The organism is Roseateles sp. T103, from assembly GCF_057219915.1.
This window is the reverse complement of sequence record NZ_JBXVVS010000001.1, coordinates 105,426-130,334: the sequence shown is the minus strand read 5'-3', so window position 1 is coordinate 130,334 and position 24,909 is coordinate 105,426. Positions and strand designations below refer to the sequence as shown.

The 24,909-nt window shown below is 67.1% G+C and carries 22 protein-coding genes and 1 tRNA gene; 7 read left to right on the top strand and 16 right to left on the bottom strand.

Features of this window, described 5'->3' with window-relative positions:
• Positions 1-9: 9 nt before the first annotated feature.
• The 4 genes from epsE to AC2EBS_RS00580 all read right to left on the bottom strand — a co-directional run bounded on the left by epsE (position 10) and on the right by AC2EBS_RS00580 (position 4,135).
• A complete protein-coding gene (epsE, locus tag AC2EBS_RS00595) occupies positions 10-894 on the bottom strand; it encodes a polysaccharide export protein EpsE (protein WP_484726448.1) in 885 nt (294 codons plus the stop codon).
• The gene (locus tag AC2EBS_RS00590) at positions 891-1,871 is read right to left on the bottom strand and encodes an EpsD family peptidyl-prolyl cis-trans isomerase (RefSeq protein ID WP_484726447.1); all 981 of its coding nucleotides are present in this window, start codon (positions 1,869-1,871) and stop codon (positions 891-893) included. Before AC2EBS_RS00590 ends, epsE begins: the two co-directional genes overlap by 4 nt.
• 257 nt (positions 1,872-2,128) lie before the next feature.
• A complete protein-coding gene (locus tag AC2EBS_RS00585) occupies positions 2,129-3,400 on the bottom strand; it encodes a class I SAM-dependent methyltransferase (RefSeq protein WP_484726446.1) in 1,272 nt (423 codons plus the stop codon).
• Positions 3,401-3,472: 72 nt separating this feature from the next.
• Positions 3,473-4,135, bottom strand: coding sequence for a histidine phosphatase family protein (locus AC2EBS_RS00580; protein ID WP_484726445.1), 663 nt, complete (start codon positions 4,133-4,135; stop codon positions 3,473-3,475).
• Between the two features lie 148 nt (positions 4,136-4,283).
• Here AC2EBS_RS00580 and AC2EBS_RS00575 point away from each other — a divergent pair, with 148 nt between their 5' ends.
• The 4 genes from AC2EBS_RS00575 to AC2EBS_RS00560 all read left to right on the top strand — a co-directional run bounded on the left by AC2EBS_RS00575 (position 4,284) and on the right by AC2EBS_RS00560 (position 9,253).
• A complete protein-coding gene (locus AC2EBS_RS00575) occupies positions 4,284-4,439 on the top strand; it encodes a hypothetical protein (RefSeq protein WP_484726444.1) in 156 nt (51 codons plus the stop codon).
• 97 nt (positions 4,440-4,536) lie between these two features.
• A complete protein-coding gene (locus AC2EBS_RS00570; RefSeq protein WP_484726443.1) occupies positions 4,537-6,213 on the top strand; it encodes an NAD(P)/FAD-dependent oxidoreductase in 1,677 nt (558 codons plus the stop codon).
• Between the two features lie 91 nt (positions 6,214-6,304).
• Positions 6,305-7,603, top strand: coding sequence for a hypothetical protein (locus tag AC2EBS_RS00565; RefSeq protein ID WP_484726442.1), 1,299 nt, complete (start codon positions 6,305-6,307; stop codon positions 7,601-7,603).
• Positions 7,604-7,735: 132 nt separating this feature from the next.
• On the top strand, positions 7,736-9,253 hold the full coding sequence (locus tag AC2EBS_RS00560) for a hypothetical protein (RefSeq protein ID WP_484726441.1): 1,518 nt from the start codon (positions 7,736-7,738) through the stop codon (positions 9,251-9,253).
• On the opposite strand, the gene argJ is transcribed toward AC2EBS_RS00560, so the two are convergent.
• The 4 genes from argJ to secA all read right to left on the bottom strand — a co-directional run bounded on the left by argJ (position 9,254) and on the right by secA (position 14,803).
• Positions 9,254-10,483 (bottom strand): bifunctional glutamate N-acetyltransferase/amino-acid acetyltransferase ArgJ, encoded by a 1,230-nt coding sequence (argJ, locus tag AC2EBS_RS00555; RefSeq protein ID WP_484726440.1) that lies wholly within the window; start codon positions 10,481-10,483, stop codon positions 9,254-9,256. It lies immediately after the preceding gene.
• 166 nt (positions 10,484-10,649) lie between these two features.
• Positions 10,650-11,246 carry an FxDxF family PEP-CTERM protein gene (locus AC2EBS_RS00550; protein WP_484726439.1) on the bottom strand — a complete coding sequence of 199 codons (597 nt, stop codon included), beginning with the start codon at positions 11,244-11,246 and terminating at the stop codon, positions 10,650-10,652.
• Positions 11,247-11,290: 44 nt separating this feature from the next.
• Complete coding sequence (locus AC2EBS_RS00545) at positions 11,291-11,824, bottom strand: FxDxF family PEP-CTERM protein (protein ID WP_484726438.1); 534 nt, start codon at positions 11,822-11,824, stop codon at positions 11,291-11,293.
• Positions 11,825-12,046: 222 nt separating this feature from the next.
• On the bottom strand, positions 12,047-14,803 hold the full coding sequence (gene secA / locus AC2EBS_RS00540; RefSeq protein WP_484726437.1) for a preprotein translocase subunit SecA: 2,757 nt from the start codon (positions 14,801-14,803) through the stop codon (positions 12,047-12,049).
• A 343-nt stretch (positions 14,804-15,146) separates the two neighbouring features.
• On the opposite strand from secA, the gene AC2EBS_RS00535 reads away from it, so the two are divergent.
• Entirely contained in the window at positions 15,147-15,485 is a 339-nt protein-coding gene (locus AC2EBS_RS00535) for a hypothetical protein (RefSeq protein ID WP_484726436.1), read from the top strand.
• A gap of 37 nt (positions 15,486-15,522) precedes the next feature.
• Here the strand turns inward: AC2EBS_RS00535 and AC2EBS_RS00530 are convergent.
• The 6 genes from AC2EBS_RS00530 to petA all read right to left on the bottom strand — a co-directional run bounded on the left by AC2EBS_RS00530 (position 15,523) and on the right by petA (position 19,879).
• A tRNA-Thr gene (locus AC2EBS_RS00530) sits at positions 15,523-15,598 on the bottom strand.
• A 101-nt stretch (positions 15,599-15,699) separates the two neighbouring features.
• Positions 15,700-16,269 (bottom strand): ClpXP protease specificity-enhancing factor, encoded by a 570-nt coding sequence (locus tag AC2EBS_RS00525; protein WP_484726435.1) that lies wholly within the window; start codon positions 16,267-16,269, stop codon positions 15,700-15,702.
• A gap of 35 nt (positions 16,270-16,304) precedes the next feature.
• Positions 16,305-16,922, bottom strand: a complete 618-nt coding sequence (locus tag AC2EBS_RS00520) for a glutathione S-transferase N-terminal domain-containing protein (protein ID WP_484726434.1) — start codon at positions 16,920-16,922, stop codon at positions 16,305-16,307.
• A gap of 125 nt (positions 16,923-17,047) precedes the next feature.
• Complete coding sequence (locus AC2EBS_RS00515; RefSeq protein WP_484726433.1) at positions 17,048-17,830, bottom strand: cytochrome c1; 783 nt, start codon at positions 17,828-17,830, stop codon at positions 17,048-17,050.
• A 17-nt stretch (positions 17,831-17,847) separates the two neighbouring features.
• Entirely contained in the window at positions 17,848-19,263 is a 1,416-nt protein-coding gene (locus tag AC2EBS_RS00510) for a cytochrome b (protein ID WP_484726432.1), read from the bottom strand.
• 19 nt (positions 19,264-19,282) lie between these two features.
• The gene (petA, locus tag AC2EBS_RS00505; protein ID WP_484726431.1) at positions 19,283-19,879 is read right to left on the bottom strand and encodes a ubiquinol-cytochrome c reductase iron-sulfur subunit; all 597 of its coding nucleotides are present in this window, start codon (positions 19,877-19,879) and stop codon (positions 19,283-19,285) included.
• A gap of 192 nt (positions 19,880-20,071) precedes the next feature.
• Between petA and mscL the strand changes: the two genes are divergently transcribed.
• On the top strand, positions 20,072-20,527 hold the full coding sequence (gene mscL, locus AC2EBS_RS00500) for a large conductance mechanosensitive channel protein MscL (RefSeq protein WP_484726430.1): 456 nt from the start codon (positions 20,072-20,074) through the stop codon (positions 20,525-20,527).
• Between the two features lie 163 nt (positions 20,528-20,690).
• The gene (locus AC2EBS_RS00495) at positions 20,691-23,120 is read left to right on the top strand and encodes a DUF1631 family protein (RefSeq protein WP_484726429.1); all 2,430 of its coding nucleotides are present in this window, start codon (positions 20,691-20,693) and stop codon (positions 23,118-23,120) included.
• Positions 23,121-23,126: 6 nt separating this feature from the next.
• Here AC2EBS_RS00495 and pdxA read toward each other — a convergent pair whose 3' ends face one another.
• Together pdxA and AC2EBS_RS00485 are read right to left on the bottom strand one after the other, a co-directional pair.
• Entirely contained in the window at positions 23,127-24,152 is a 1,026-nt protein-coding gene (gene pdxA / locus AC2EBS_RS00490; RefSeq protein ID WP_484726428.1) for a 4-hydroxythreonine-4-phosphate dehydrogenase PdxA, read from the bottom strand.
• On the bottom strand, positions 24,149-24,898 hold the full coding sequence (locus tag AC2EBS_RS00485) for a Nif3-like dinuclear metal center hexameric protein (protein ID WP_484726427.1): 750 nt from the start codon (positions 24,896-24,898) through the stop codon (positions 24,149-24,151). Before AC2EBS_RS00485 ends, pdxA begins: the two co-directional genes overlap by 4 nt.
• Positions 24,899-24,909: the final 11 nt, after the last annotated feature.

The following is a 24,909-nucleotide window of genomic DNA, read 5'->3' as shown; positions in this document are numbered from 1 at the left end:
GCTCCTCGCTCAGAACAGGCTCTCGCGCACGAACACCACGTCGCCGTCCTTCAGCGCCTCGTCCATCGCCGGCTGCAGCACCTGCACCTTGCCATCGGCGCCCTTGCGATGCACGCGGATGCCGCGCTCGGTGCCGCGCAGGTTCAGGCCTCCGGCCGCGGCCAGGGTCTGCATCAGCGTCATGCCGCGCTCCAGGCGCATCGAACCGGGGCGCTGCACCTCGCCGTAGATGTAGACGGTGGGCGCACGATCCACCCAGAGCACATCGCCGTTGAGCACGACGACATCCGCGCCGCGGCCGCCCGGGGCGAAGATGCCCGGCAGGTCGATCTCCACCCGATAGGGCTGGCCGTTGCGCGTGCCGGTGAGCACCAGCTGCTCGGCGCCGCCGGTCGCAACGCCGCCAGCCTGGGCAAGCAGGTCGGTCAGCCGCGTTTCGGCCACTTCCAGCGGATAGCGCCCCGGGCGGTTCACATAGCCCAGCACATTGGCCTGGTTGCCCTTGACCTGCAGCACGGCGATGGTGACCTGCGGGCTCTTCACGAAGTTGCCGCTCTTCAGCCCGTCGGCGATCAGCTGTTCGGCCTGCCCCACCGTCAGGCCGCCCAGGCGCAGGCCGCCCAGCAGCGGGTAGGAGACCGCGCCGGACTCGGCCACACGCGTTTCCAGCAGCAGGTCGGGATTCTGGTAGACCGAGATGCGGATCACGTCGCCGGCACCGAGCCGGTATTCCGAAGCCACGGCCGCGCCCACGGCAGGGGCAGCGGGATCCGCCGCCAGCACGGCATGAACCGGGCTCAACGCCAGCAGGATCGCGCCCAGCAGCCGGGCGCACAGGCGACACACCAGCATGGCGAGGCCTTCGCGGCCCGGGTGTTGCGTCGAATGGCTCATTTGCCCAGTCCCAATCCCTTGGAGATGGTGCCGGCATCCAGCGCGCTGGCGGCTGGCGCGGCCGGCGCCGAGGAAGGCTGCGTTGCGGCATTGGCCACTGGCGCAGAGGCTGCCGGTGCCGCCGGCGTGGCGAACTGGCCGACGTACTCGATCTTGGCCGCTTCGCGCAGCGCCTTGATCTCCTTGGTGGCGCGCTCGGCACGGGCGCGGTTGAGCAGGAACTGCTCGATCACCGGCCGCGCCGCCGCCTCGTCCACCGGCTGCAGGCGCGAGCCGGCCAGATAGAGCACCTGCACGCCGCTGCCGACCTGGCTGAACAGGGTCTCGCCATCCTTCATGCGTGCGATCGCCTCCAGATTGGCCAGCGGCAGCTGCTCGGCGCTGCGCACCGCCTGGTTGAGCTGGAAGCGCAGGCCGCTGGCCTTGAGCTGCTCGACGAAGTCGGGCAGCGATTTGGCCGCAGCCAGCTTGGCGCGCACCTCGGCCACCTGCGCGGCCGGCAGCTCGATGCTCACCTCCTGCAGGTTGTAGACGCGGCGCTCCTTGAAGAGCGCGGGGTTCTCGGCGTAGTAGCGGGCGACTTCCTCGGGGCTGGGCTTGCTCACGCTCTCACCCAGGCGCTCGAGATAGGCGCGCGCGAGGATCTCCCGCTTGGCGGCCTCGATCTGCTGCATGACGCGCGGATCGCGATCGAGCTTCATGTCCTCGGCTTTCTGCACCGCCAGCGTTTGCTCGATCAGGCGCTCGAGCACCTGACGGCTGGCCGCCTCGGCCTGCTCGGGCTTGGGCGCCGGCATGCGCTGCAGCATGAAGTTGATCTGGTGGACGGTGATCTCTTCGCGATTCACCTTGGCGGCGGTCTGCGAGACCTTCTCGCCGCTGCCACCACCACCGCAGGCAGCCAGCAGCGCTGCCGTGGCGAGGGCCAGCGCGGCCCAACCCTTGTGGCGCAGCGGAGCCGCTGCCTTATCGGACATGTTCGCGTACATGGCTTCCATTCTCCCGGCTTGGCACCGGTTGGGCAGGCCGGACCGCCCGTCATGCGTGCCCTGCCAAGCCGGCTCCCCCCAGGCACGCGAGCGAGTGTATCTGTGCCGGGTGACGCGTCCGCCCCCGTGAAGAGGCGGGACGAGGGCGACAGAGCGTGGAGCCCTTCACACCTTGTTCTCACCTTGGTCTTACCGGAGCCACGCCTGCAGCTCGCCGCGGCCGGGCGCGCTGCCCGCCAGCCCGATCAGGCGGCAGCCAGCAGCGTCTCCAGCGCCTGCTCGCGGATGCCGTAGAAACGCTTGATCTCGGCGATCTGGGCCAGCACCTCGTCGCGTCGCGCCGCCGCCGCCGCCGCGGCGACCCCCTGCTTCTTCACCGCGAGGATCATCTTGTTCTTGCCTGTGTGCTCCAGCGAGACGAATTCGAAGACCTGGGTGTCGTAGCCCTCGGCCTCCAGCAGCAGCGCGCGCAGCGAGTCGGTCACCATCTCGGCCTCCTGGCCCAAGTGGATGCCATGCTGCAGCATGGGTCGCAGCAGCGGCGGCATCTTCATCTGCGGACGCAGCTGCTTGTGGCAGCACGGCGAGCACATGATGATCTGCGCACCTCCGCGCAGGCCCAGGTGGATGGCGTAGTCGGTGGCGATGTCGCAGGCGTGCAGCGCGATCATCACGTCCAGCCGCGCCGGCGTGTAGCTGCGCACGTCGCCCTGGTCGAAGCGCAGGCCGGCAAGGCCATGCATCGCCGCCGCGCCGCGGCACAGCGCCACCATGTCGTCGCGCAGCTCCACGCCCACCACCTGCGCATCCTTGCCCTGGCGAGTCAGCCAGTCGTACATCGCGAAAGTCAGGTAACCCTTGCCCGAGCCGAAGTCGGCCACATGAACGTCCGGGCTGGCCGCCAGCGCTGAGGCCTTGAAGGCGGCGCCGAAGATCTCGATGAAGCGGTTGATCTGCTTCCACTTGCGCGCCATCGCCGGCACCAGCTCGGGGGCGGTGTCGCCCGCGTTGCCGCCCTTGCCCCTGTGGGTCAGGCCCAGGTCCAGCCAGAAGGGGCTGGCGAGCGCGAGTTCGCGGTGCTTGCTCTTGTCATGCTCAGGCGCTGCCGGCGCCGTGTCGCCGCTCTGCGCCTTGGCCACGCGCAGGCTGGGCTTGCCCTTGCGGCTGAAGGCCAGCTGCACCTCCTGCTCGCCGCCGGCGCTGCGGGTGTGCAGGTGGGCATTGAGGAAGTCGCGGCCCAGCAAGGCGGCGATCTGCATCAGCCCCTGATCCAGCGGGTGGTTCTTGGTGATGTCCTTGGTCTGATGGCGCCAGAGAAAGCTCAGTTGCCGCTCGCCCTTGAGCTGCACCTCGCGCACGGTCAGCCGCTCGATGCTCTTGTCCTCGCCGACCGGCTTGGCCAGCAGGAGCCGGGCGAAGCTGCGATCGGCCAGCGCCGTCTGCAGCAGGCGCAGGAAACGCTGCACCGCATCGGGACTGGTGGCGGGCTCGTCTTGGAGCAGCGGTGTGAAAAGCATGGGCAGGCGGCGAACGGCAGGGCAAGGCGAGATTCTGCCCTCCCCCGCCGCTCGGACGCGGCACTGCGGAAATCAGGTCGCGCTGACCAGCTGCGGATGCGCATCCAGGTGCGGCAGCACGTTGAAGCTGTGCAGCGAATGGCGCTTGGGGTTGAAGACGAACTCGGTGACCGCGCTGTTGCGGATGCGCATGTTCAGATCGATGCCGGTCTCGACCGGCGCGCCCAGCACCTGAGCCACCGCGGTGGAGATCGGCCCGCCGCTGGAGACGATCAAGACCTGACCCTCGCAGCGCTCACGAACATGGTCCAGGGCATCGGCGATGCCGGCCGAGAAATCGGCGAAGCTCGGCATGCCCGCAGGCTCGATCTCGGCGCGCATCCAGGCTGCGAGCGCCTGGCGCAGCAAGCGGAAGTGCCCGCGCACCTCCTCGGCATTGCGCGGCTTGGCCAGCGGTTCGGGATGGATCGCGTGCAGCAGCGCGTCGCTGTCGTACTCGTTCAGCCCGGGCAGTTCCAGCGGATCCGGGCGCACGCCCAGGCCCTCGGCGATCGCGGCGAAGCTCTGGCGGTGGCGCTTGAGCGTGCCGGTGAGCACCGCATCGAAGCGCTGGCCCCTGGCCTGCCAGTATTCGCCCAGCATGCGGCACTGGCGCGTGCCGAGCTCGCTGAGCTGGTCGTAGTCGTCGGCGCCGAAACTGGCCTGGCCATGGCGCACCAAGTGAAGCATTCCCATGGCGCCATCATCGCCGAGCCGTTCCGGCGCCGCTGTCGCGGCAGCGACCCCTGTCGGGCCGCGGCCAGCCCACCCGGCGCGACAGCGGCTAAAATCCGCGGCCTGGCCGTCGGCCTGCTGTCATTTTTCCTATCCAACGGAGCCATTCATGGGCAACAAGATCAAAACCGAAGCCGATCGCCGCGCCACTCCGCGCCAGCCCGGCACGCCGTCGCGCATGGGCGCCGGCCAGCGCCGCAGCCTGGAGCGCGGTTCGCACACCCGCAGCAAGAAGAACCCGGGCAAGCGTCCGCACTCGGGTTGATGCCGAGGCGGGCCCGTCCCGCCTGCATCCCAGTCACAGGCCCATGCCCATCGGCAGGGCCTGTTTCTTTTTCGACGCCATGCATTGATCGCTAACCATGATCCGCATCACCGAACTACGCCTGCCGCTGAACCACCGCGAGGACGAGCTGCGTCCCGCCGTACTCGCCAAGCTGGGCATTCCCGACGCGGCGCTGAAGGCCGTGCATGTCTTCCGCCGCGGCTACGACGCGCGCAAGAAGACGGCCATCGTGCTGAGCTACACGCTGGACTGCGAGGTCGCCGACGAAGCCGCCGTGCTGGCCCGCCTGGCCGACGACAAGCACATCAAGCCCAGCCCCGACACCACGTACAAGTTCGTCGGCCATGCCCCGGCCGATTTCCCCGTGGACAAGCGCCCGCTGGTGATCGGCTTCGGCCCCTGCGGCATCCTCGCGGCGCTGATCCTGGCGCAGATGGGGCTGCGGCCCATCGTGCTGGAGCGCGGCAAGCAGGTGCGCGAGCGCACCAAGGACACCTGGGGCCTGTGGCGCAAGAGCGAGCTCAATCCGGAGTCGAACGTGCAGTTCGGCGAGGGCGGCGCCGGCACCTTCTCCGACGGCAAGCTCTACTCGCAGATCTCCGACCCGCGCCACCTGACGCGCAAGGTGCTGGACGAGTTCGTCAAGGCCGGCGCGCCGGAGGAGATCCTCTACGTCAGCAAGCCCCACATCGGCACCTTCCGCCTGGTCTCGATGGTCATCAAGATCCGCGCCGAGATCGAGCGCCTGGGCGGCGAGATCCGCTTCCAGCAGAAGGTGAGCGACCTGCACATCGAGACCGATGCGCAGGGCCGGCGCCAGGTGCGCGGCGTGGTGCTGGAGTCGGGCGAACAGATCCGCTCCGACCATGTGATCCTCGCCTTGGGCCACAGCGCGCGCGACACCTTTGCGATGCTGCAGCAGCGCGGCGTGCAGATGGAAGCCAAGCCCTTCTCGATCGGCTACCGCATCGAGCATCCGCAGAGCATCATCGACGCGGCGCGCTTCGGCCCGAATGCCGGCCATCCCATCCTTGGCGCGGCCGACTACAAGCTGGTGCATCACGCGAAGAACGGGCGCTCGGTCTACAGCTTCTGCATGTGCCCCGGTGGCACCGTGGTGGCGGCCACCTCCGAGCCGCTGCGCGTGGTCACCAATGGCATGAGCCAGTACTCGCGCAACGAGCGCAATGCCAATGCCGGCATCGTCGTAGGCATCAGCCCCGAGGATTACCGTCAGGACGGCAAGACCGACGGTAGCCCGGTGAACCCGCTGGACGGCATGGCCTTCCAGCGCATCTGGGAAAGCCGTGCCTATGAGCTGGGCGAAGGCGACTACCGTGCGCCCGGCGCGCTGGTGGGCGACTTCATCAAGCGCCAGAGAAGCCGCGTGCTCGGCCGCGTCGAACCCTCCTACAAGCCCGGCGTCACGCTGACCGACCTGCAGCGCAAGGACCTGCCTAGCCTGCCCGAGTACGCGCTGGACGCGATCCGCGAAGCCCTGCCCGCCTTCGAGCGGCAGATCAAGGGCTTCAGCATGAACGACGCGGTGCTCACCGGCGTGGAGACGCGCACCTCCTCGCCGCTGCGCATCAACCGCGACCGCCACAGCTACGAAAGCCTGAACACCCGCGGCCTCTACCCGGCTGGCGAAGGCGCGGGCTATGCGGGCGGCATCATGTCCGCGGGCGTCGATGGCATCGAGGTGGCCGAGGCCGTGGCGCGCAGCCTGCTCGGTCTGGGCCTGCCGGGCTGAGCCCAGGGCAGCGGGCCAGCGCGGGCACTGCATTAGCATTGCCGGCTTCGCGACCCATGCAGCGGCCCACAAGGCCGCCACAGCCCGCCCGATGAACCTTCGCCACCGCCTCGCGCTTGCCGCCGCCGCGAGCCTGCTCTTGCTGCCGCCGCTGGCCAGCGCCACCGACACCGCGCCGCTGCGCATCGCCAGCTGGAACCTGGGCTGGCATGTCTCGCTGGCCGAGCAACCGAACTGGGCCGCACAGTGCAGCAAGCACTACGCTCGCGACGAGGCCGACGGCATCTGGAAGCCGGTGGCGGCGGGCACGCCAGGCGCCCTGCCCGGCTGGGATGTACGCGAGTCGCGCGCGCAGCTGCAGGGCGTGGACCTGTCGGTGATGCCGCCCTGCGGCGCCTACCAGGGCGTGAACCGCGAGGGCCTGGTGGTCACGCGCGGCGCGCTGGCCGCCCGCAACGAACGGCTGGCGCGGCTGATTGCCGACGAGATCCGGCCCGATGTGATGGCCTTCCAGGAAGTCTCGGGCACGGCGGCCGTGCGCGAGGCGCTGGGCGCGCGGGCCCAGGACTTTCACGTCTGCTCCTTCGATGGGCGCTACAAGGTGCAGCGCCTGGCCTTCGCCTGGCGCAAGAGCCTGGGCGAGGGCCGCTGCGAGCTCGATGCCGGCCTGGTGCTGGACCATCTGCCGGCGGCCGAGCAACTGCGCCCGGCGCTGACGCTGAGCCTGAACCTGCAGGGTCAGGTCTTGCGCTTCATGACCCTGCACCTGAAGTCCGGCTGCGTCACGCCGCTGGACGGGCGCGGCCGGCTGGACCAAGACCAGGGGACGGAACGTGGCATCAAGGACCCCTGCCCCGTCCTGCAGCAGCAGGTCGCGCCGCTGGAGGCTATGGTGGAGCGACTGGGCGACGGCGCCGCGGGCTTCGTCGTGCTGGGCGACTTCAACCGCAATCTCTGGCATGAGCTGCGCGGCGCCGACGGTGCCAGGCCCGTGCGCAGCGACGGCAGCACGGATCTGACGACGCCGCTGCCTGCGGGCGTGAAGACGCAGAACCTCTTCCGCGAGGTCTTCGATGGCAAGCCTCTGGCCGCCGCGCTGCTGCCGCTGGACTGCGGCGGCGCCGCCAACAACGCGCTGTGCGAGCGCAGCAAGAGCGAGGCCGTGCCGCGCCGCGAGCTCGTGCCGCTGGCGGCCACGCTGGGCTGCCGCAATCCGGTGGGGCTGGACCACTTCGTCGTCTCGGCCTCGCTGGCCGGAAAGGCGGGTCAGGCACGCAAGGTGGCGCTGGGCACCGAAGGCGCCAGCCGTGCCGCCTCGACCGGCGAGAGCGAGCCGGTACTGGGCCTGTCGGACCATTGCCCCATCGTGATGGAACTGCAGCGTCCGTGACATCCACCACGGCCGGCCGCTTAGATTGGGCCGGAATCGCCGCGCTGATGCCCGGCTGGACGCGCGAACTGCCGGGGTAAGCTTCGTGCCCGGGAAGGCGCGGAACGGTTCCGCGTGCAGGGCTAGGAGCGCATGGACAGACTGGCGGAACAGCTGGTGGAGTGGCACAACCGCCACCCATTGGCACGACGCATCAGCATCTTCGACGTGCACACGATCGGCGTCGTCGGGCTGCCGTTCCTGCGCAGCGGTCGGGCCGCGGCCGTGCAGGTCGAGCCCGCACTGGCGCCCGAGCCGGTGCATGAGCACACCACGCTGGCGCCCGAGGAGCAGGCAGCCGCTGCCAACGCGACGCCGCCCGCGGCCGGCCTGGGCGCGAAGATCAAGCGGCTGCTGCCCAGTCCAGCAGCCAGCGGGGTCAGCGGAGACAAGGGCTGGCCGCTGTTCAGCGAGCGCTTCATCAGCCGGCTGTCGCCGCGACGCATCGCAAAGTTCGCGCTGGCGCATGGTTACACCACGCCGCCGGGCGAGGCGGACTGGCCGCAGCGCACCATCGAAATCGATGAAGACCTGATGGTGCGCCTGTCAGGCAAGGCTTCCGGGGCTTGGCCGATCGAGCTCTATCTGGTCACGGCGGGCATCGACGCGGGGCCGGCGCGCACGCGCGTGCTGCTCAGCCTGGGCAGTGGCAACACCTTGCATGTGCTGGGCCGGCGCTGCCTGGATCCGCAGCGGCTGATGCTGGCCTTCGGTTTGCCCGCGCTGCTGCTCGCCGTGGGCGCGGCGGCGCTGTGGTGGCAGCAAAGGCCGCCGAGCCAGGAGCCCGGACCGGATGCGCAGGGGCTGGTGGCTTCGGCGCCGGCCATGGCGCCTAGCGCGGCGCCGATTGCGGCCGTGCAGCCCGCCTCTGCGGCGGCCTCCGCACCCTTGCCGGTCGAGGCGCCGGCTTCGCAGGCCGCATCGCCGCTGCCAGGCAGCGAGCGGCCCGCATCCGCCGTGTCGTCGGCAGCCAGCGCGGTGGCTGCCAACTCCTCCGCGCCTGCTGCTGCGGAGGTGCCGTTCATTCCGTCCCCTCAGGGCATTCCGGATATCCGCCCGCAATTCAAGCCACCCGGCCCGCGCCCGTCGGGACCGGCGATGAACGCACCCGCCCCCGCACCCGCGGCCAAGGCCGATGGCGCAGCACGCCCTGCCGAAGCGCCGGCCAAGTCGGCGCCGAAGTCCGAGCCAGAGCCGCCCGCGGCTGCCCGCGTCGAGCCCGCCAGGAGCGAGACAGCCAGCCATCCCGGCAAGGCTCTGGGCGCGGTGGAGAGTCGCGTCGACCGGCCGGCCAACCGCGCGACTGAAGCGCCCCGGGCAAGCCAGGACGCCGGCGCGCGTCAGCCTCCGGCCGCCGCGCCAGCGGGACGCCAGGTGGCCCTGGTCGGCCCCGCCTCGCGCAACAAGGCAGACGCCGAAGCAACGCTGGCGCGCATGAGCGCGCAGCTCAGCCAGACGGTGCGCGATCCTTCGTCGCTGCAAGCCCAGGTCTTCCAGACCAAGGATGGCTGGCGACCGGCCATCTGGCCCTTTGCCAGCCGCGAGCAGGCGCAACTCGTCAATGCGACGCTGATCGCCAGCGGGCTGCGTACCCGCGCGGTGGATTTCTGATCAGGAGCGGTAGTCGGCGTTGATGCTGACGTAGTCGTGGCTGAGGTCGCAGGTCCACACGGTGGTGCGGGCCACGCCGCGGTGCAGGTGCACGCGCACGCCGATCTCGCTTTGCTTCATCACGCGCTGGCCGTCTTCCTCGCGGTACTGCGGATGACGCCCGCCCTTGGTGACCACGTGCACATCGTCGAGGTGCATCTCGATCAGCGTCTGGTCGAGGTCGGCGATGCCGGCATAGCCCACCGCGGCGAGGATACGGCCCAGGTTGGGGTCGCTGGCGAAAAAGGCCGTCTTGACCAGCGGCGAGTGCGCGATCGCATAGGCGGCAAGCTGGCATTCGTGCTCGTCGCGGCCGCCCTCGACGGTGATGCTGATGAACTTGGTGGCGCCTTCGCCGTCGCGCACGATGGCCTGGGCCAGCTGCTGCGAGACCTTGATCACCGCATCACGCAAGACCTGACCCTCAGCGCTGGCCAGCGAGGTGATCTCCGCATTCGCGGCCTTGCGCGTGGCGATCAGCACGAAGGAGTCGTTGGTCGAGGTGTCGCCGTCGATGGTGATGCGGTTGAACGAGGCATCGGCCGCGTCGCGCACCAGACCCTGCAGCAGCTCGGGCGCAATGTTGGCGTCGGTGGCGACGAAGCCCAGCATCGTGGCCATGTTCGGACGGATCATGCCGGCGCCCTTGGAGATGCCGGTGATGGTGACCGTCTGGCCGCCGATCTGCACCTGCGTGGACGCGGCCTTGGGCAGCGTATCGGTGGTCATGATGCCCTCGGCCGCCTCGCCCCAGGCATCGGCGCGCAACGCGGCGAGCGCGGCCGGCAGGCCGGCGATGATGCGCTCCACCGGCAGCGTTTCCATGATCACGCCGGTGGAGAACGGCAGCACCTGGCTGGCCTGTATGCCCATGGCCTGCGCCAGCGCATCGCAGCTCTGGCGCGCACGGGCCAGGCCGTCCTCGCCGGTGCCGGCATTGGCATTGCCGGTATTGATCAGGATGGCGCGGATGCCCGCGCCAGCGGCAAGGTGCTCGCGACAGATCTGCACCGGTGCGGCGCAGAAACGGTTCTTCGTGAACACGCCGGCCACCGCGCTGCCCTCGTCGAGCGCGATCACGCTCAGGTCCTTGCGGTTGGCCTTTCGCACGCCGGCCATGGTGATGCCCAGGCGCACGCCGGGGACAGCATGAAGCGAAGCGGGGTCGGGAGCGGTGAGGTTGACGGGCATGGCGGGTACTGGCTTTCAGGCAATGGATGGATCGATCGCTTGAATTGTAGGGATCGAAGCCCGCCTGCCTGATCGCGCCGTGCACGTTGCAGGACTGGCGGGCGCAATGCAGAGAGGCCCGCTAGGGGCCTCTTCAGTTCAAAGGTTCTTGCCGAAGCTAGACGGTTCAGCGCAGGCGCCTGCGGCCGATCCAGGCGGCAGCCGCCAAGGCCGATAGGGTCAGCAGCAGCGCATCCGGCTCAGGCACATCCGAGGTCGGCGTGATCTGCACCAGGCCGCTGTAGCTGTAGCTGGGATTGCGAACATCACTGGTAGTACCGGCCTTGCCCAAGACGTCGAGGTAGAAATCGCCAGAGACCCGAATGAAATCCGAATAGCCGACCGTGGTCTGAGTGAAACCATCCTGTTCCATTGAAATGTCAAACAGGAAGTCTGAACCCGCAATCTCCTGAAGCTCCGAGTCCAGGAACACCGCACGGTCAAAAGTAATGCCGAACTTCTCCCACATTTCCGTGTCTGCCACATGCGTCAGCAGACCGTTGAGCCAGCCACTACCCGCATAGCTGAACTTGAAGCGATGGTGGAAGCTGCCTGGGGTCGTGAAGGTAACCTTGTTCGATCCTCCCGGGCTGCTCAGACCAGCAGTCAGGTCCTGCCCGACGCCATTCCCGACGAGAGTGACGTTCCAGACAACGGGCGATGCCACAGCAGGAAGGGCCAGGGCGATCGAAGCCAGCACTGCGGTGATTAGTCGTTTGATCATGGCGGGGGGTACTTCCGTGTTGGGATCGCAGCACAAGGTTCAAGTCAGGCCTGCGCCGAGCGCCGCCAGGACAACCAGCCCAAGAGCAGCAGCCCCGCACCGAATAGCGCATAGCTCTGCGGCTCGGGGACTGCCGTGACATTGAGGGTGCCACTGTAGGTGCCGACCGGGCTGCCACCGCCTGGCGCGGTCGTGAACACGCCGTTGACCGTCAGCGTCAACGGGCCACTGAACGACATCGAGGCAAAACTGGCTGTCTCGCGGCCGTCTGGATTGCTCGCAAAGAAGCTCTGGGTCAGGCTGTAGCTCACGCCGTTCAGCGTGACGCTAGTGAAGTCGATGTCATGCCTTGCCGCGCCAATGATGGTGCTCAGCACGCTGTTGACACTGTAGAACTCGCTCAGACCTGTGAAGGTATAGGTGTCGGTGAACGCGCCAGGCGTCGTCAGGACACGAGAGATCGAAGCCGACTTGTTATCGCCAGCGCCGATCAGAGGCACCTCAAAGCTGTCGGCATGAGCCGACGCGCCCAGCAGCCCTGCGGCGAGTGTCGCGACCAACAGCCTGACGAGTTTCATAGTGTTCAGTGGCCCTTTGATGACTGGGATCAAGCAGTATCTTGCCCAGATTTCATGACCCCTACTTTATGGGACTGACAAATCCGGAACATCCCCCCAAGCACGTGGCTGGTGGGGCGCAGATTGCCAACAATCGCACACCCCAAGGGCAGCCAGGCCCCATCACACCGACAACTACAGTGCCGCGTTGACACCGACGCGGCTCTCCGGCGCAGCAGACTGTCAGGCCAGCTTGCCGTGGCAGTGCTTGAACTTCTTGCCACTGCCGCAGGGGCAGGGCTCGTTGCGACCGACGTGGGCGTAGGCCTGGGCGCCGGCAGCGGCGCCTGCCGGCGTGGCAGGCTCCTGTGACACCGAGCCATCCTCGTTGGGATGGGTGTAGGTGACGTTGGCGACATGCTCCGCGCGCTGCTCGATCGCCTCGGCCGCTGCACTGGCCTCTTCCTGGCTCTGGATACGCACGGTCAGCAGTACGCGCGTGACCTCCATCTTCACCATGTCGAGCAACTGAGAGAACAGCTCGAAGGCCTCGCGCTTGTACTCCTGCTTGGGATTCTTCTGCGCATAGCCGCGCAGATGGATGCCCTGACGCAGATAGTCCAGCGCGGCCAGGTGCTCGCGCCAGTGCTGGTCGACGCTCTGCAGCAGCACCATGCGCATGAAGGGCGTGAACTGCTCGGGGCCGACACGGTCGATCTTGCTCTTGAACAGCTCGTCGCCGGCCTGCAGCACCGCCTCGACGATCTCCTCGTCGGTGACCGAGTCGCTCTTCTCGACCATGGCCTTGAGCGCGACCTCAAGCTGCCACTCATCCTTCAGCACGCGCTCCAGCGCGGCAAGGTCCCATTGTTCCTCCAGGCTCTCGGCAGGTACGAAGGTGCGCACCACATCGGTAAGGGCACTCGCGCGCAGTGCGGCAATCTGCTCCACCAGGCTCTGGGCCTCGAGGATGTCATTGCGCTGCTGATAGATGACCTTGCGCTGGTCGTTGGAAACGTCGTCGTACTCGAGCAGCTGCTTGCGGATGTCGAAGTTGCGGCCTTCGACCTTGCGCTGTGCGCTCTCGATGGAGCGGCTGACGATGCCGGCCTCGATGGCCTCGCCCTCGGGCATCTTCAGGCGATCCATGATGGCGCGCACGCGGTCGCCCGCGAAGATGCGCATCAACGGGTCGTCCAGCGACAGATAGAAGCGAGAAGAGCCCGGATCACCCTGGCGGCCCGAGCGGCCGCGCAGCTGGTTGTCGATGCGGCGGCTCTCGTGGCGCTCGGTGGCGATCACCCGCAGACCGCCTTCGGCTCGCACCTTGTCGTGCAGGCCCTGCCACTCGTCATGCAGCTGCTGGATGCGCCGAGCCTTTTCGTCGGCCGGGATGCTGTCGTCGGCCTCGATCAGCTGCACCTGCTTCTCGACATTGCCGCCAAGCACGATGTCGGTACCGCGGCCGGCCATATTGGTGGCGATGGTGATCATGCCCGGGCGGCCGGCCTGGGCGATGATCTCGGCCTCGCGGGCGTGTTGCTTGGCATTGAGCACGTTGTGCGGCAGCTTGGCCTGATCCAGCAGCTTGGAGACGAGCTCCGAGTTCTCGATCGAGGTGGTACCGACCAGCACAGGCTGGCCGCGCTCGTAGCACTCGCGGATGTCGGCGATGACGGCGTCGTACTTTTCCTTGTTGGTCTTGTAGACCAGGTCCAGCTCGTCGCGGCGCACACGCGGGCGGTTCGGCGGGATGACCACGGTCTCCAGACCGTAGATTTCCTGGAACTCATAGGCCTCGGTGTCGGCCGTGCCGGTCATGCCCGAGAGCTTGCCGTACATGCGGAAGTAGTTCTGGAAAGTGATCGAGGCCAGGGTCTGGTTCTCGCTCTGGATCGCCACACCCTCCTTGGCCTCGACGGCTTGGTGCAGGCCGTCGCTCCAGCGCCGACCAGTCATCAGACGGCCGGTGAACTCGTCGACGATGATGACCTCGCCGTTCTGCACCACGTAATGCTGGTCACGGTGATACACATGGTGCGCGCGCAAAGCCGCGTACAGGTGATGCATCAGCGAGATGTTGGCAGCGTCGTAGAGGCTGGCGCCTTCAGGCAGCAGGCCGGCCTGACTCAGCAGCGCCTCGGCATGCTCGTGACCGTCCTCGGTGAGGTAGATCTGGTGCGACTTCTCGTCAACGGTGAAGTCGCCTGGCTCGATCACGCCCTCGCCGGTGCGCGGGTCCAGCTCGCCGATCTGCTTCTTCAGCTTCGGCGCCACCTTGTTGATCGCGAGATACACATCGGTCTGGTCGTCCGCCTGGCCAGAGATGATCAGCGGCGTGCGCGCCTCGTCGATCAGTATGGAGTCCACCTCGTCGACGATGGCGAAGGCCAGGCCACGCTGCACGCGGTCCCGGGTCTCGTAGACCATGTTGTCGCGCAGGTAGTCGAAGCCGAATTCGTTGTTCGTGCCATGAGTGATGTCGGCGTTGTACGCAGCCTGCTTCTCGGCTCGATCCAGGCCAGGGACATTGATGCCCACGCTCATGCCGAGGAAGTTGTAGAGCTTGCTCATCCACTCGGCGTCACGGCGAGCTAGATAGTCATTGACCGTCACCACGTGAACGCCCTTGCCGGTCAGCGCGTTCAGGTAGACCGGCAAGGTCGCGGTCAGCGTCTTGCCCTCACCGGTGCCCATTTCGGCAATCTTGCCCGCGTTGAGCACCATGCCGCCAATCAACTGCACGTCGAAGTGGCGCATCTTGAGCACCCGCTTGCTGGCCTCGCGGCACACTGCGAAGGCCTCGGGCAGGATGTCATCCACCGTCGCGCCCGCGGCGAGGCGCTGCTTGAACTCCTCGGTCTTGGCCTTCAGTGCCGCGTCGTCGAGCGCCTCGAACTGCGGCTCCAGCGCGTTGATCTGCTGGACGATGCGCCGATAGCCCTTGAGAAGGCGTTCATTGCGGCTACCGAAAATCTGGGTGAGAAGCTTGGGCAACATGCAGCGTTGGGTTTCTTGGACTTGATGGACTGGCGCCGGTCGACGCCGGCCGAGCAGATAAGCCGGACGGGTGGCCCGGCGTGCAGCCCTATGGATCGATGTCTTGCTTGCTGTTCGGGTGTTCTACGCTGGCCGCCACACCCTCAGGGGCATGGCTTCTTGCGGGAAAGCCACATCCATATGGGGCGGACGAACCGCTTTCACAAGCGCTCCCCAGGCAAACCCCGATGCGGAGCACCACGGCAGGAAACACGCGCGAAAAAACCGGACGAGTTTAGCACCGGGGTTGCAAGCCCCGTCGGCCGGTAGACGCTCTGAGGGCCTCGACCACTACACTTGAACAATGCGTCAAGCCCGCTACCTGCCGCCACCGAGAACCGCCCAGGTCCCCGAGCCCTTGCCCATCTCGCGGGCGCTGCAGCAGCACGATGCGTTGGCGCGCCTGGGTTACCTGCTGCAGGAGTCGAACCGGCGCATGGAGATCGTTGCGGTGGCACTGCCCGGCGCGCTGCGGCGCTTCGTCAAGCCCGGTCCGATCGATGAAGAAGGCTGGACACTGCTGGCCGCGAACGCCGCCGTCGCAGCAAAACTCAGGCAAATGCAGCCGCGCTTACTGGAACTACTGGCCGAGCAAGGACTGCCACCGGCCAAGCTTCGCATCAAGGTGCAGCAGCAGCGCTGAAGCCGCGCCAGCCAAGACGAAAAAATCGGGAGGGGTGTGGTGCCGGCTGTCGGATTCGAACTGACGACCTACCGCTTACAAGGCGGTTGCTCTACCAACTGAGCTAAGCCGGCTAGGCTTGAGCCTCGATTCACATCGAGGCGAGGCCGAATTGTAGGGGCAATCTCGGCCTTCAAAGATGAAGTAAGCTGCGATCCTCTCGATTTGGACTGCGCTACTTCACACGCTTGAGCGACGGACGGCTGCCACCCGGTGCCGGCCCTTGCGGGTCATCACCGTCCGGCCCCGGATGCACGTCAGCAGGTTGCTCGGCCTGATGGCCGTCTGAAGCGCCGCCGGCCAAACGCAGGCCGCGTAGCGGCGCCGCCGGGCGGCCAACTGCAGAGGCCGGCTTCTCCGTGGCGCTTGCCGGCGCCACCGCAACAGGCGCCTTGACTTCTGCTGCTGGCGGCGGAAATGCCATGCCCTGGCCATTTTCCCGTGCATAGATCGCCACGACATGATCGACCGGCACCACGATCTCGCGCGCCACACCGCCGAAGCGGGCCTTGAACTGGATGAACTCGTTGCCGAGTTCAAGGCCGCTGGTCGCATCGAAGCCGACATTGAGCACGATCTCGTTGTTGCTCACGTACTCGCTGGGCACCTGCACGAAACGGTCCACATGCACCGCGATGTAGGGCGTGAAGCCGTTGTCGGTGCACCAGTCGTGCAAGGCCCGGATGAGATAGGGCCGGGTCGAGATGCTGGCCGTGGGCATGCCACCGTCTGCGCTTTGATCCATGGCGGCTCAGTGTAGTGCTTCGGTCGTGCGCGGACTTACTTGCGCATCACCTTCTCGGAGGGCGTCAGCGCCTCGATGTAGGCAGGGCGCGAGAAGATGCGCTCGGCATACTTCAGCAGCGGCGCGGCATTCTTGGACATGTCGATGCCGTAATAGTCCAGACGCCACAGCAGCGGCGCGATGGCCACGTCGAGCATCGAGAAGTCATCGCCAAGCATGTACTTGTTCTTCAGGAAGATCGGCGCGAGCTGGGTGAGACGATCGCGGATCTGCGAACGGGCCTTCTCGAGTTGCTTGTCGGTCGGCTTGGTGGTCTGGCCACGGCCCTCCAGCACGTTGACGTGTGCGAACAGTTCCTTCTCGAAATTGAGCAGGAACAGACGCACGCGGGCGCGCGCCACCGGATCGCCCGGCATCAGCTGCGGGTGCGGGAAACGCTCGTCAATGTATTCGTTGATGATGTTGGACTCGTACAGGATGAGATCGCGTTCGACGAGGATGGGCACCTCGTTGTACGGATTCATCAGCGCGATGTCTTCCGGCTTGGCGAACAGATCGACGTCACGGATTTCGAAGTCCATGCCCTTCTCGAACAGCACGAATCGGCAGCGGTGCGAGTAGGGGCAGGTGGTTCCAGAGTAAAGCACCATCATGGCGGCGGACTCCCGAGGGGTTGAGACAACGGGCCCCAGAAAGGGCCCTTAGAAAAGGCAAACGCAGTGGGCGGCCAGGCCATCCCACTGCGCGCACGGCCCGGCACCTGGCCAGGCCGGTGGGCTTACTTCACGTCTTTCCAGAACGCGGCGTTCAGGCGCCAGGCGAACACGGTAAAGATGCCCAGGAAGAGCAGCACCCACACGCCCAAACGGAAGCGCTGCGCCTGCGCAGGCTCGCCCATCCATTGGAGATAGGCCACCAGATCGCCGACCGCGTCGTCGTACTGGGCCGGCGTCAGCTTGCCCGGCGTGACCTGTTCGAAGCCCTTGAAGACATGGACCGTCTTGCTCGGGTCGTGCGGATCCTTCTCGTCGACGTACTTGGCCGTGCGCACGCCCTGGAGTTCCCAGAACACATGCGGCATCGCCACGCTCGGGAAGGCCAGGTTGTTCCAACCGGTGGCCTTCGTCTCGTCGCGATAGAAGGTGCGCATGTAGGTGTACAGATAGTCCGCACCCGAACCCTTGGTGGCGTTGGCGCTCGAGCGGGCGATCACGGTGAGGTCGGGCGGCGCAGCGCCGAACCACTCCTTGGCCTGCTTGGCATCGAGCGACACCTTCATCGTTTCGCCGACCTTGTCGCTGGCGAACATCAGGTTGCCCTTGATCTGTTCCTCGCTCAGACCCAGGTCGCGCAGACGGTTGTAGCGCATGAACGCCGCGCTGTGGCAGTTCAGGCAGTAGTTGACGAACAGCTTGGCGCCGTTTTGCAGCGCGGCCATGTCCGTCATCTTCTCCTTGGGAAACTTGTCCCACTCGATGCCGCCGCCGGCGGCCGAGGCACCGGACACCATGCCGGCGCCGAGCACCACGGCAGTCAGCAGCTTCGCAATCAGCTTATTCATTCTTGTCTCTCCGGTGCTCAGTGGGCGCTGAAGTTGACGCGGTCAGGCACAGGCTTGGGCGTGCCCAGCTTGCTCCACCAGGGCATCAGCAGGAAGAAGCCGAAATAGAACAGCGTACCGACCTGGGACACCAGCGTACCGGCATCTGACGGCGGCTTGATACCCAGGTAGCCCAGCACCAAGAAGAAGACCACGAACAGGCCATAGACGTACTTGTGCCAGTCAGGGCGATAGCGGATCGACTTGACCGGGCTGTGGTCCAGCCAGGGCAGGAAGAACAGGATCACCACGGCACCGCCCATCACCACCACGCCCCAGAACTTCGCGTCGAAGATCTTCAGCAGGGCGATGGCCACGGCAGCAATCACCAGCGTCGCCAGCTTGCCCTTGCCCGAGAAGCTGCCCTTGAGCACCGCCAGCACCGCGCCGATGCCGATGATCACGCACAGCACGTTGACCATCACGTCGGTCGTGGCGCGCAGCATCGAATAGAAAGGCGTGAAATACCAGACCGGCGCGATGTGCGCAGGCGTCTTCAGCGGATCGGCGGGGATGAAGTTGTTGTACTCGAGGAAGTAACCACCCAGCTCAGGCGCGAAGAACACGATCGCGGTGAAAACCATCAGGAAGCCTGCCACGCCCAGCAGATCGTGCACCGAGTAGTAGGGGTGGAAGGGAATGCCGTCGGCCGGGGCCGTCGGCGACCAGCGGTTGCCCTTGGGGCCGGCCTTGATCTCGATGCCATCGGGGTTGTTGGAACCGACGTCGTGCAGCGCCAGCAGGTGGGCCACCACCAGGCCCAGCAGCAGCAGGGGAACGGCAATGACGTGGAAGGCGAAGAAGCGGTTCAGTGTCGCATCGCTCACCACGTAGTCGCCGCGGATCAGCAGCGCCAGATCAGGGCCGACGAAGGGCACGGCAGCAAACAGGTTCACGATCACCTGAGCGCCCCAGTACGACATCTGGCCCCAGGGCAGCAGGTAGCCCATGAAGGCCTCGGCCATCAGTGCCAGGAAGATCGCACAACCGAAGATCCAGACCAGCTCGCGCGGCTTGCGGTAGGAGCCATAGATCAGGCCGCGGAACATGTGCAGATACACGACCACGAAGAACGCGGAGGCGCCGGTCGAGTGCATGTAGCGGATCAACCAGCCCCAAGGCACGTCGCGCATGATGTACTCGACCGAGGCGAAGGCCAGGGCCGCATCCGGCTTGTAGTGCATGACCAGGAAGATGCCGGTGACGATCTGAATCACCAGCACCAGCAGGGCCAGTGAGCCGAAGAAATACCAGAAGTTGAAGTTCTTCGGAGCGTAGTACTCCGACATGTGCACCTTGTAGGCGTCGAACGCGGTCGGGAACCGGTTCTCCAGCCAGTTGGTGACCTTGGCACCCATCGGGGCGTCGGCGGGGAGTTCTTTGAATGTAGCCATTGTTGCCTCGTCCGTGCCGTCAGGCCTTCTTGTCTTCACCAATCAGCAGCTTGGTGTCCGACAAGTACATGTGGGGAGGCACCTCGAGATTGTCGGGCGCCGGCTTGTTCTTGAAGACGCGACCGGCCATATCGAAGGTCGAGCCGTGGCAGGGGCACAGGAAGCCGCCCGCCCAGTCGTCCGGCAGCGAAGGCTGCGCGCCGGGCTGGAACTTGTCGCTGGGCGAGCAACCCAGATGCGAGCAGATGCCCACGCCGACGAAGACCTCGGGCTTGATCGAGCGATGCTGGTTCTTGGCGTACTCGGGGGTCGGATACGCCTTGCGATCCGAGTTCGGATCGGCCAGATGCGACTCGGTGGCCTTCAGCGACTCAAGCTGCTCGGGCGTGCGGCGAACGATCCACACCGGCTTGCCTCGCCATTCCACGGTCAGCTTCTCGCCCGGTTTCAGAGTCGAGATGTCGACCTCCACAGCCGCACCGGCGGCCTTGGCGCGCTCGGACGGGGTGAAGGTACTGACGAACGGCACGGCGGTGGCAACGCCGCCAACGGCGCCAGCGCAACCGGTGGCGATGAGCCAGGTACGCTTGCCGTGATCCACTTGCTGGTCACTCATGAGGGTCCTCAAATGAGACTTCTGTTCGGGGGCAACCGGAGATTCTAGCGGACGCCACCCGGGTCTGAAGCTTACTCGTGCAAGCCGACCCACTTTTGCGCAACGCTGGCAAGACCTGTCCCTCGTTTCACCCGATTCGACCCCGGCACGTCCATGGAAAATCGGCCGCGCACATCAACACGGAGTCACACCATGGGTTTCATGACCGAGTTCAAGGAGTTCGCCGTCAAAGGCAATGTTGTCGACCTCGCGGTCGGCGTCATCATCGGCGGCGCTTTCGGCAAGATCGTGGACTCGGTCGTCAATCATCTGATCATGCCTGTGGTCGGCCGCATCGTTGGTGGCTTGGACTTCAGCAACTATTTCGTGCTGCTCGCCGATCCACCAGCCGATTTCAAAGGCCCGATGACCTTCGAGGCACTGTCCAAGGCCGGCGTGCCGATGTTCGCCTACGGCAGCTTCCTCACCGTGCTGCTGAACTTCGTCATCCTGGCCTTCATCATCTTCATGATGGTCAAGCAGATCAACCGACTCAAGCGCGAGAATGCCCCGGCGCCGGCCCCTGCTCCGGCAGAACCTCCGCCGACACCCGAGGACATCCAGTTGCTGCGCGAGATCCGTGACGCGCTGAAGGCACGCAAAGGCTGAAGGCCGCTCGGCGCCGTAACCGGGGGTAACAGTCGGCACAGCTGCGAGTTTGTTCGCGCCGACTGTGCTGGCATGCGGGGTCATGTCTCACGCCTGCCGCACTTTGAGGCGATACTTTTCGCAAGCCCGGGCTCGATGACAGGACCCGCCCGAGCCGCAAGCCATGAATTCGACCGAACCGCGCCTGAACCCCCACCTCGAAGCCGCGCTTCAGCGCGTGCGCACTGCCGCCGAGCAGGCCGCCGAGCGCGGCGCCGAGGGCATGGGCATGGCAGCCTTGTCGGCTGGGCAGATCAAGCGGCGCGACGCACTGCTTTCCGCGCAGTTCCTGTTCCGCAAGCAGCAGTCGCTGTTCGGCCAGCGCTTCTATCAGAGCCTGCGCCAACTGATGGGCGGCGAGCAGCGCGGCGTCAGCAGCAGCGATGCGGGGCGCAAGAAGGAGAAGGACTGGACCGAGCTGTCGCTGATGGACGACGATCAGGTGGACGCCATGGTCGCCGCCGACCGCATCGGCTTGGCCATTGGCCACCAGAGCGAGTGGGAGCTGCGCGAGGTGCAGTCCTACCTGCCCGACCTCGGTCATGGCGATGAGCGCAACCCGCTTCGCCCCGAGCTGGTCGCGCAGGCCTTGATCGACGCGATCCATGCCATCACCGAAGACGAGGCCGCACGTCAGATCCTCATCGACGAGATGACTCGTGCGCTGGCGCAGGAGATGCGCAGCTGCTACGCGGACATTGTCGAGCTGTTCCGCAGCCGCGGCCTGCGGCCGCAGGACCTGCGCGTGCGCACCGGTATCGACTCCGGCGCCCACTCCGCGCACAGCGGGCGCGGCGCTTCCCAGCACGGTGCCTTGCCCTCTCAGGCTGGCGCGCTGTCACAGGGGGCGGCAGCCGGCAGCATGGCCGCAGGAGGCTACGGCGGCAGCACCGGCGGCGGCTACGCCGGCGGATATGGCGCCGGTCATGCCGGTCCCGGCTCTGCGGCGCCGGCATCCTTCGGTCGCGCGCCGGCCGGCGGCATGGGCGTGGTCGATGCGCAAATGATGGACCTGCTGCGCCGCTTGGCGCAGGTGCCGATGGCGGGCGGTGCAGGCGGATTCGGCGTCGACACCGGCTTCGGCATGGACTCAGGCTTCATGCCCGGCCCGGGCGAAGCGGGCGGCTGGAGCGTCGGGCAGATGCCGCTGCCGCCCAACCTGATCCACCAGCACCGTGAGGAGCTGCGTCAGGCCGCCACCGGCCAGCTCGACCACATGGTCATCGACGTGGTCGGCAGTCTGTTCGACCAGATCCTCTCTGACCCCAAGGTGCCGCCGCAGATGGCGCGCCTGATCGCCAGGCTGCAGCTGCCGGTGCTGCGGGCCGCGCTGGGCGACCGCAGCTTCTTCGCGTCGCGCCGCCATCCGGTGCGGCGCTTCGTCAACCGTATCGCCTCGCTGGCCTGCGCCTTCGAAGACTTCAACGAAGACCCGGGGCGCGGCTTCCTGCAGCAGGTACGCGAGCTGGTGCAGGAGGTCGCCCAGGGCGACTTCGACCGCATGGACGTGTACGAGAGCAAGCTCGACACGCTGGAGCGCTTCATCGCCGAGCAGACCGCCCAGGCGCTGAAGGCCCAGGGCGACGCCGCCGCGATGGTGGAGCGCAAGGAGATCGACCTGCGCCTGCAGCAGCGCTATATGCAGCAGTTGCAGGCGGCGCTGGCGGGCGTGAACATGCCCGAGTTCCTGCGCGAGTTCCTCGCCCAGATCTGGAGTCAGGCCATCATCGCCGCAGCGCGTGACCCCAAGGGCGATGCGCAGCGCGAGACCCGCCTGCGCCAGAGTGCGCGCGATCTGGTGATGAGCGTGCAGCCCAAGGGCGGCACTGCGCAGCGTCAGGCCTTCCTCGCTGCGCTGCCCGGGCTGATGCGCACGCTCAATGAAGGCCTGGACCTGATCCACTGGCCCGAGTCGGCGCGCAAGAACTTCTTCGGCAGCCTGCTGCCGGCGCATGCCGAGTCGCTCAAAGGCCAGGGCCTGAGCCCGCTGGACTACAACCTGCTGGCCAAGCAGCTCGAGGGCATCTTCGGCTGTGCACCGCCCAGCGAACGCGACCTGCCCGCCGGCCCCATTTCCGTGCCGGGCGATCTGGACATCGGCGAGCGCCTCAGCGAGGCCGAGGCCAAGAGCCTGGGCCTGGTCAGCGAAGCCCGCGTCGACTGGAACGGCAAGGTAGACATCGAGCTCGGCGGCGAGGACAAGCCGCTGCAGGCCGCCGACATCAGCATCGAAGGCCTGCCCGCGGCCGAGGCCCCCGAACCCAGCCAGGGCGAGCTGCTGATCGACCATCTGCAGCTCGGTTTCGCCTACCAAATGAATACCGGCGACAGCTGGCGCAAGGTGCGCCTAGCCCATATCAGCGCCGGACGCAGCTTCTTCATCTTCACCTACGGCGCCAAGCATCAGGAGACGGTGACGATGACCGCGCGCATGCTGCGCAAGATGTGCGAGGCCGGCCGGCTCAAGGCCTTCGAGAACGCCTATTTGCTGGAGCGAGCCACCGCACGTGCGCGCAAGCAGCTCGCCGAGCTGACGGCCAAGGCTGGCGCTTGAGCTGACTCAGGCGCGCAGCGAGCGCGCCATACGGATCGCCGCCGCCATGCTCGACGCATCGGCACGCCCCGTGCCGGCGATGTCGAAAGCAGTGCCGTGGTCGGGGCTGGTGCGCACGAAGGGCAGGCCCAGCGTGACGTTGACGCCCTGCTCCACACCCAGGTACTTCACCGCGATCAGGCCGTGGTCGTGGATCATCGAGACGACCACGTCGAACTCGCCGGGGTGCGCTGGCGGCGCGTGACGCGCGCGCATGAACACCGTGTCCGGCGCATAGGGGCCGCGCGCGTCAATGCCTTCGGCCTGCGCCTGCGCGATGGCCGGCGCGATGATGTGCAGCTCCTCGTCGCCGAACAGCCCGCCTTCGCCCGCATGCGGGTTCAGGCCCGCCACCGCGATGCGCGGCGCCTCGATCCCGAAGCGGCGCAGCGCCGCATCGGCGATGCGCAGGGTCTGCAGCACGCCCTCGACACTGAGCTGCTCGATCGCGCGGCGCAGCGACACATGGATCGTCACCAGCACCGTGCGCAGCTCCTCGTTGGCCAGCATCATGCGCACCGGCGGCACGGCGCCCCCCTCGGCGGCCAGCGCCTGCAGCATCTCGGTATGGCCGGGGTAGTCCACACCGGCAGCGTGCAGCGCTTCCTTGTGGATGGGCGCGGTGACCAGACCGGCCGCCTCGCCACGGCGCACCGCTGCCACCGCGGCCTCGATGCAGGCCGCCGCGGCGCGGCCGGCGCGCGCATCGATCCGGCCCAGCGGTGCCGCGAGCAGATCCGCCGGCAGCCCCGGCGGCTGCCAGACCGGCAGGCAGTGCGGCGGCACGGCGGCGCGCTCGGCCGGCGAGTCGATCTGCGCCACCGGCAGGCTCAGCCCCTTGAAGCGCAAGGCCCGGCGCAGCACGCCGACATCGCCGACCAAGCAGAGATCCTCGTTCGCTGCCTCGGCGACAAAGGCCGCCACCGCGATCTCCGGGCCGATGCCACAGGCATCGCCCATGGTCAGCAGCAAGGGCTTGATGGGCGCGCTCATGCGGGGTTGCCGATCTCGATGAACTCGCAGTGCAGGCCGAACTCGGCCGCCAGCGCCGCGCCCAACGCCTGCACGCCGTAGCGCTCGGTCGCATGGTGGCCGGCGGCGATGAAGGCCACGCCGGTCTCGGCGGCCAGATGGGCCTGCGGCTCAGAGATCTCGCCGGTGACGAACACGTCCGCGCCCGCAGCGATGGCCGCTTCGAAATAGCCCTGCGCGCCACCGGTGCACCAGGCCACGCGGCGCAGCGGCCGGCCATCGCCTTCGGCCAACACCGGCGCGCGGCCCAGCGTGTCGGCAAGCTGTTCGCCCAGTGCGGATAGGCTGGTCGCATCGGCCAGCGGCGCGCTGAACACCAGCTCCTGCTCGCCGCAACGGCGATCGGCCTGCCAGCCCATCACGCGACCGAGCTGCGCGTTGTTGCCCAGCTCGGCATGGGCGTCGAGCGGCAGGTGGTAGGCGTAGAGATTGATGTCATGCGCGAGCAGCTTCTGCAGGCGCTGCTTCATCCAGCCGACCACGCGCCCGTCCTGGCCGCGCCAGAACAGGCCGTGGTGCACCAGGATGGCATCGGCCTTCGCCGCAATGGCAGCGTCGATCAGCGCACGGCTGGCGGTGACGCCGCAGGCGATGCGGTGCACCTCCTCGCGTCCCTCGACCTGCAGGCCGTTCGGCCCATAATCCTTGAAGCGTGCCGCCTCCAGCAACTGGTTCAGATGGGCTTCGAGTGTGTTGCGGTGTGCCATGACGTGGAGCG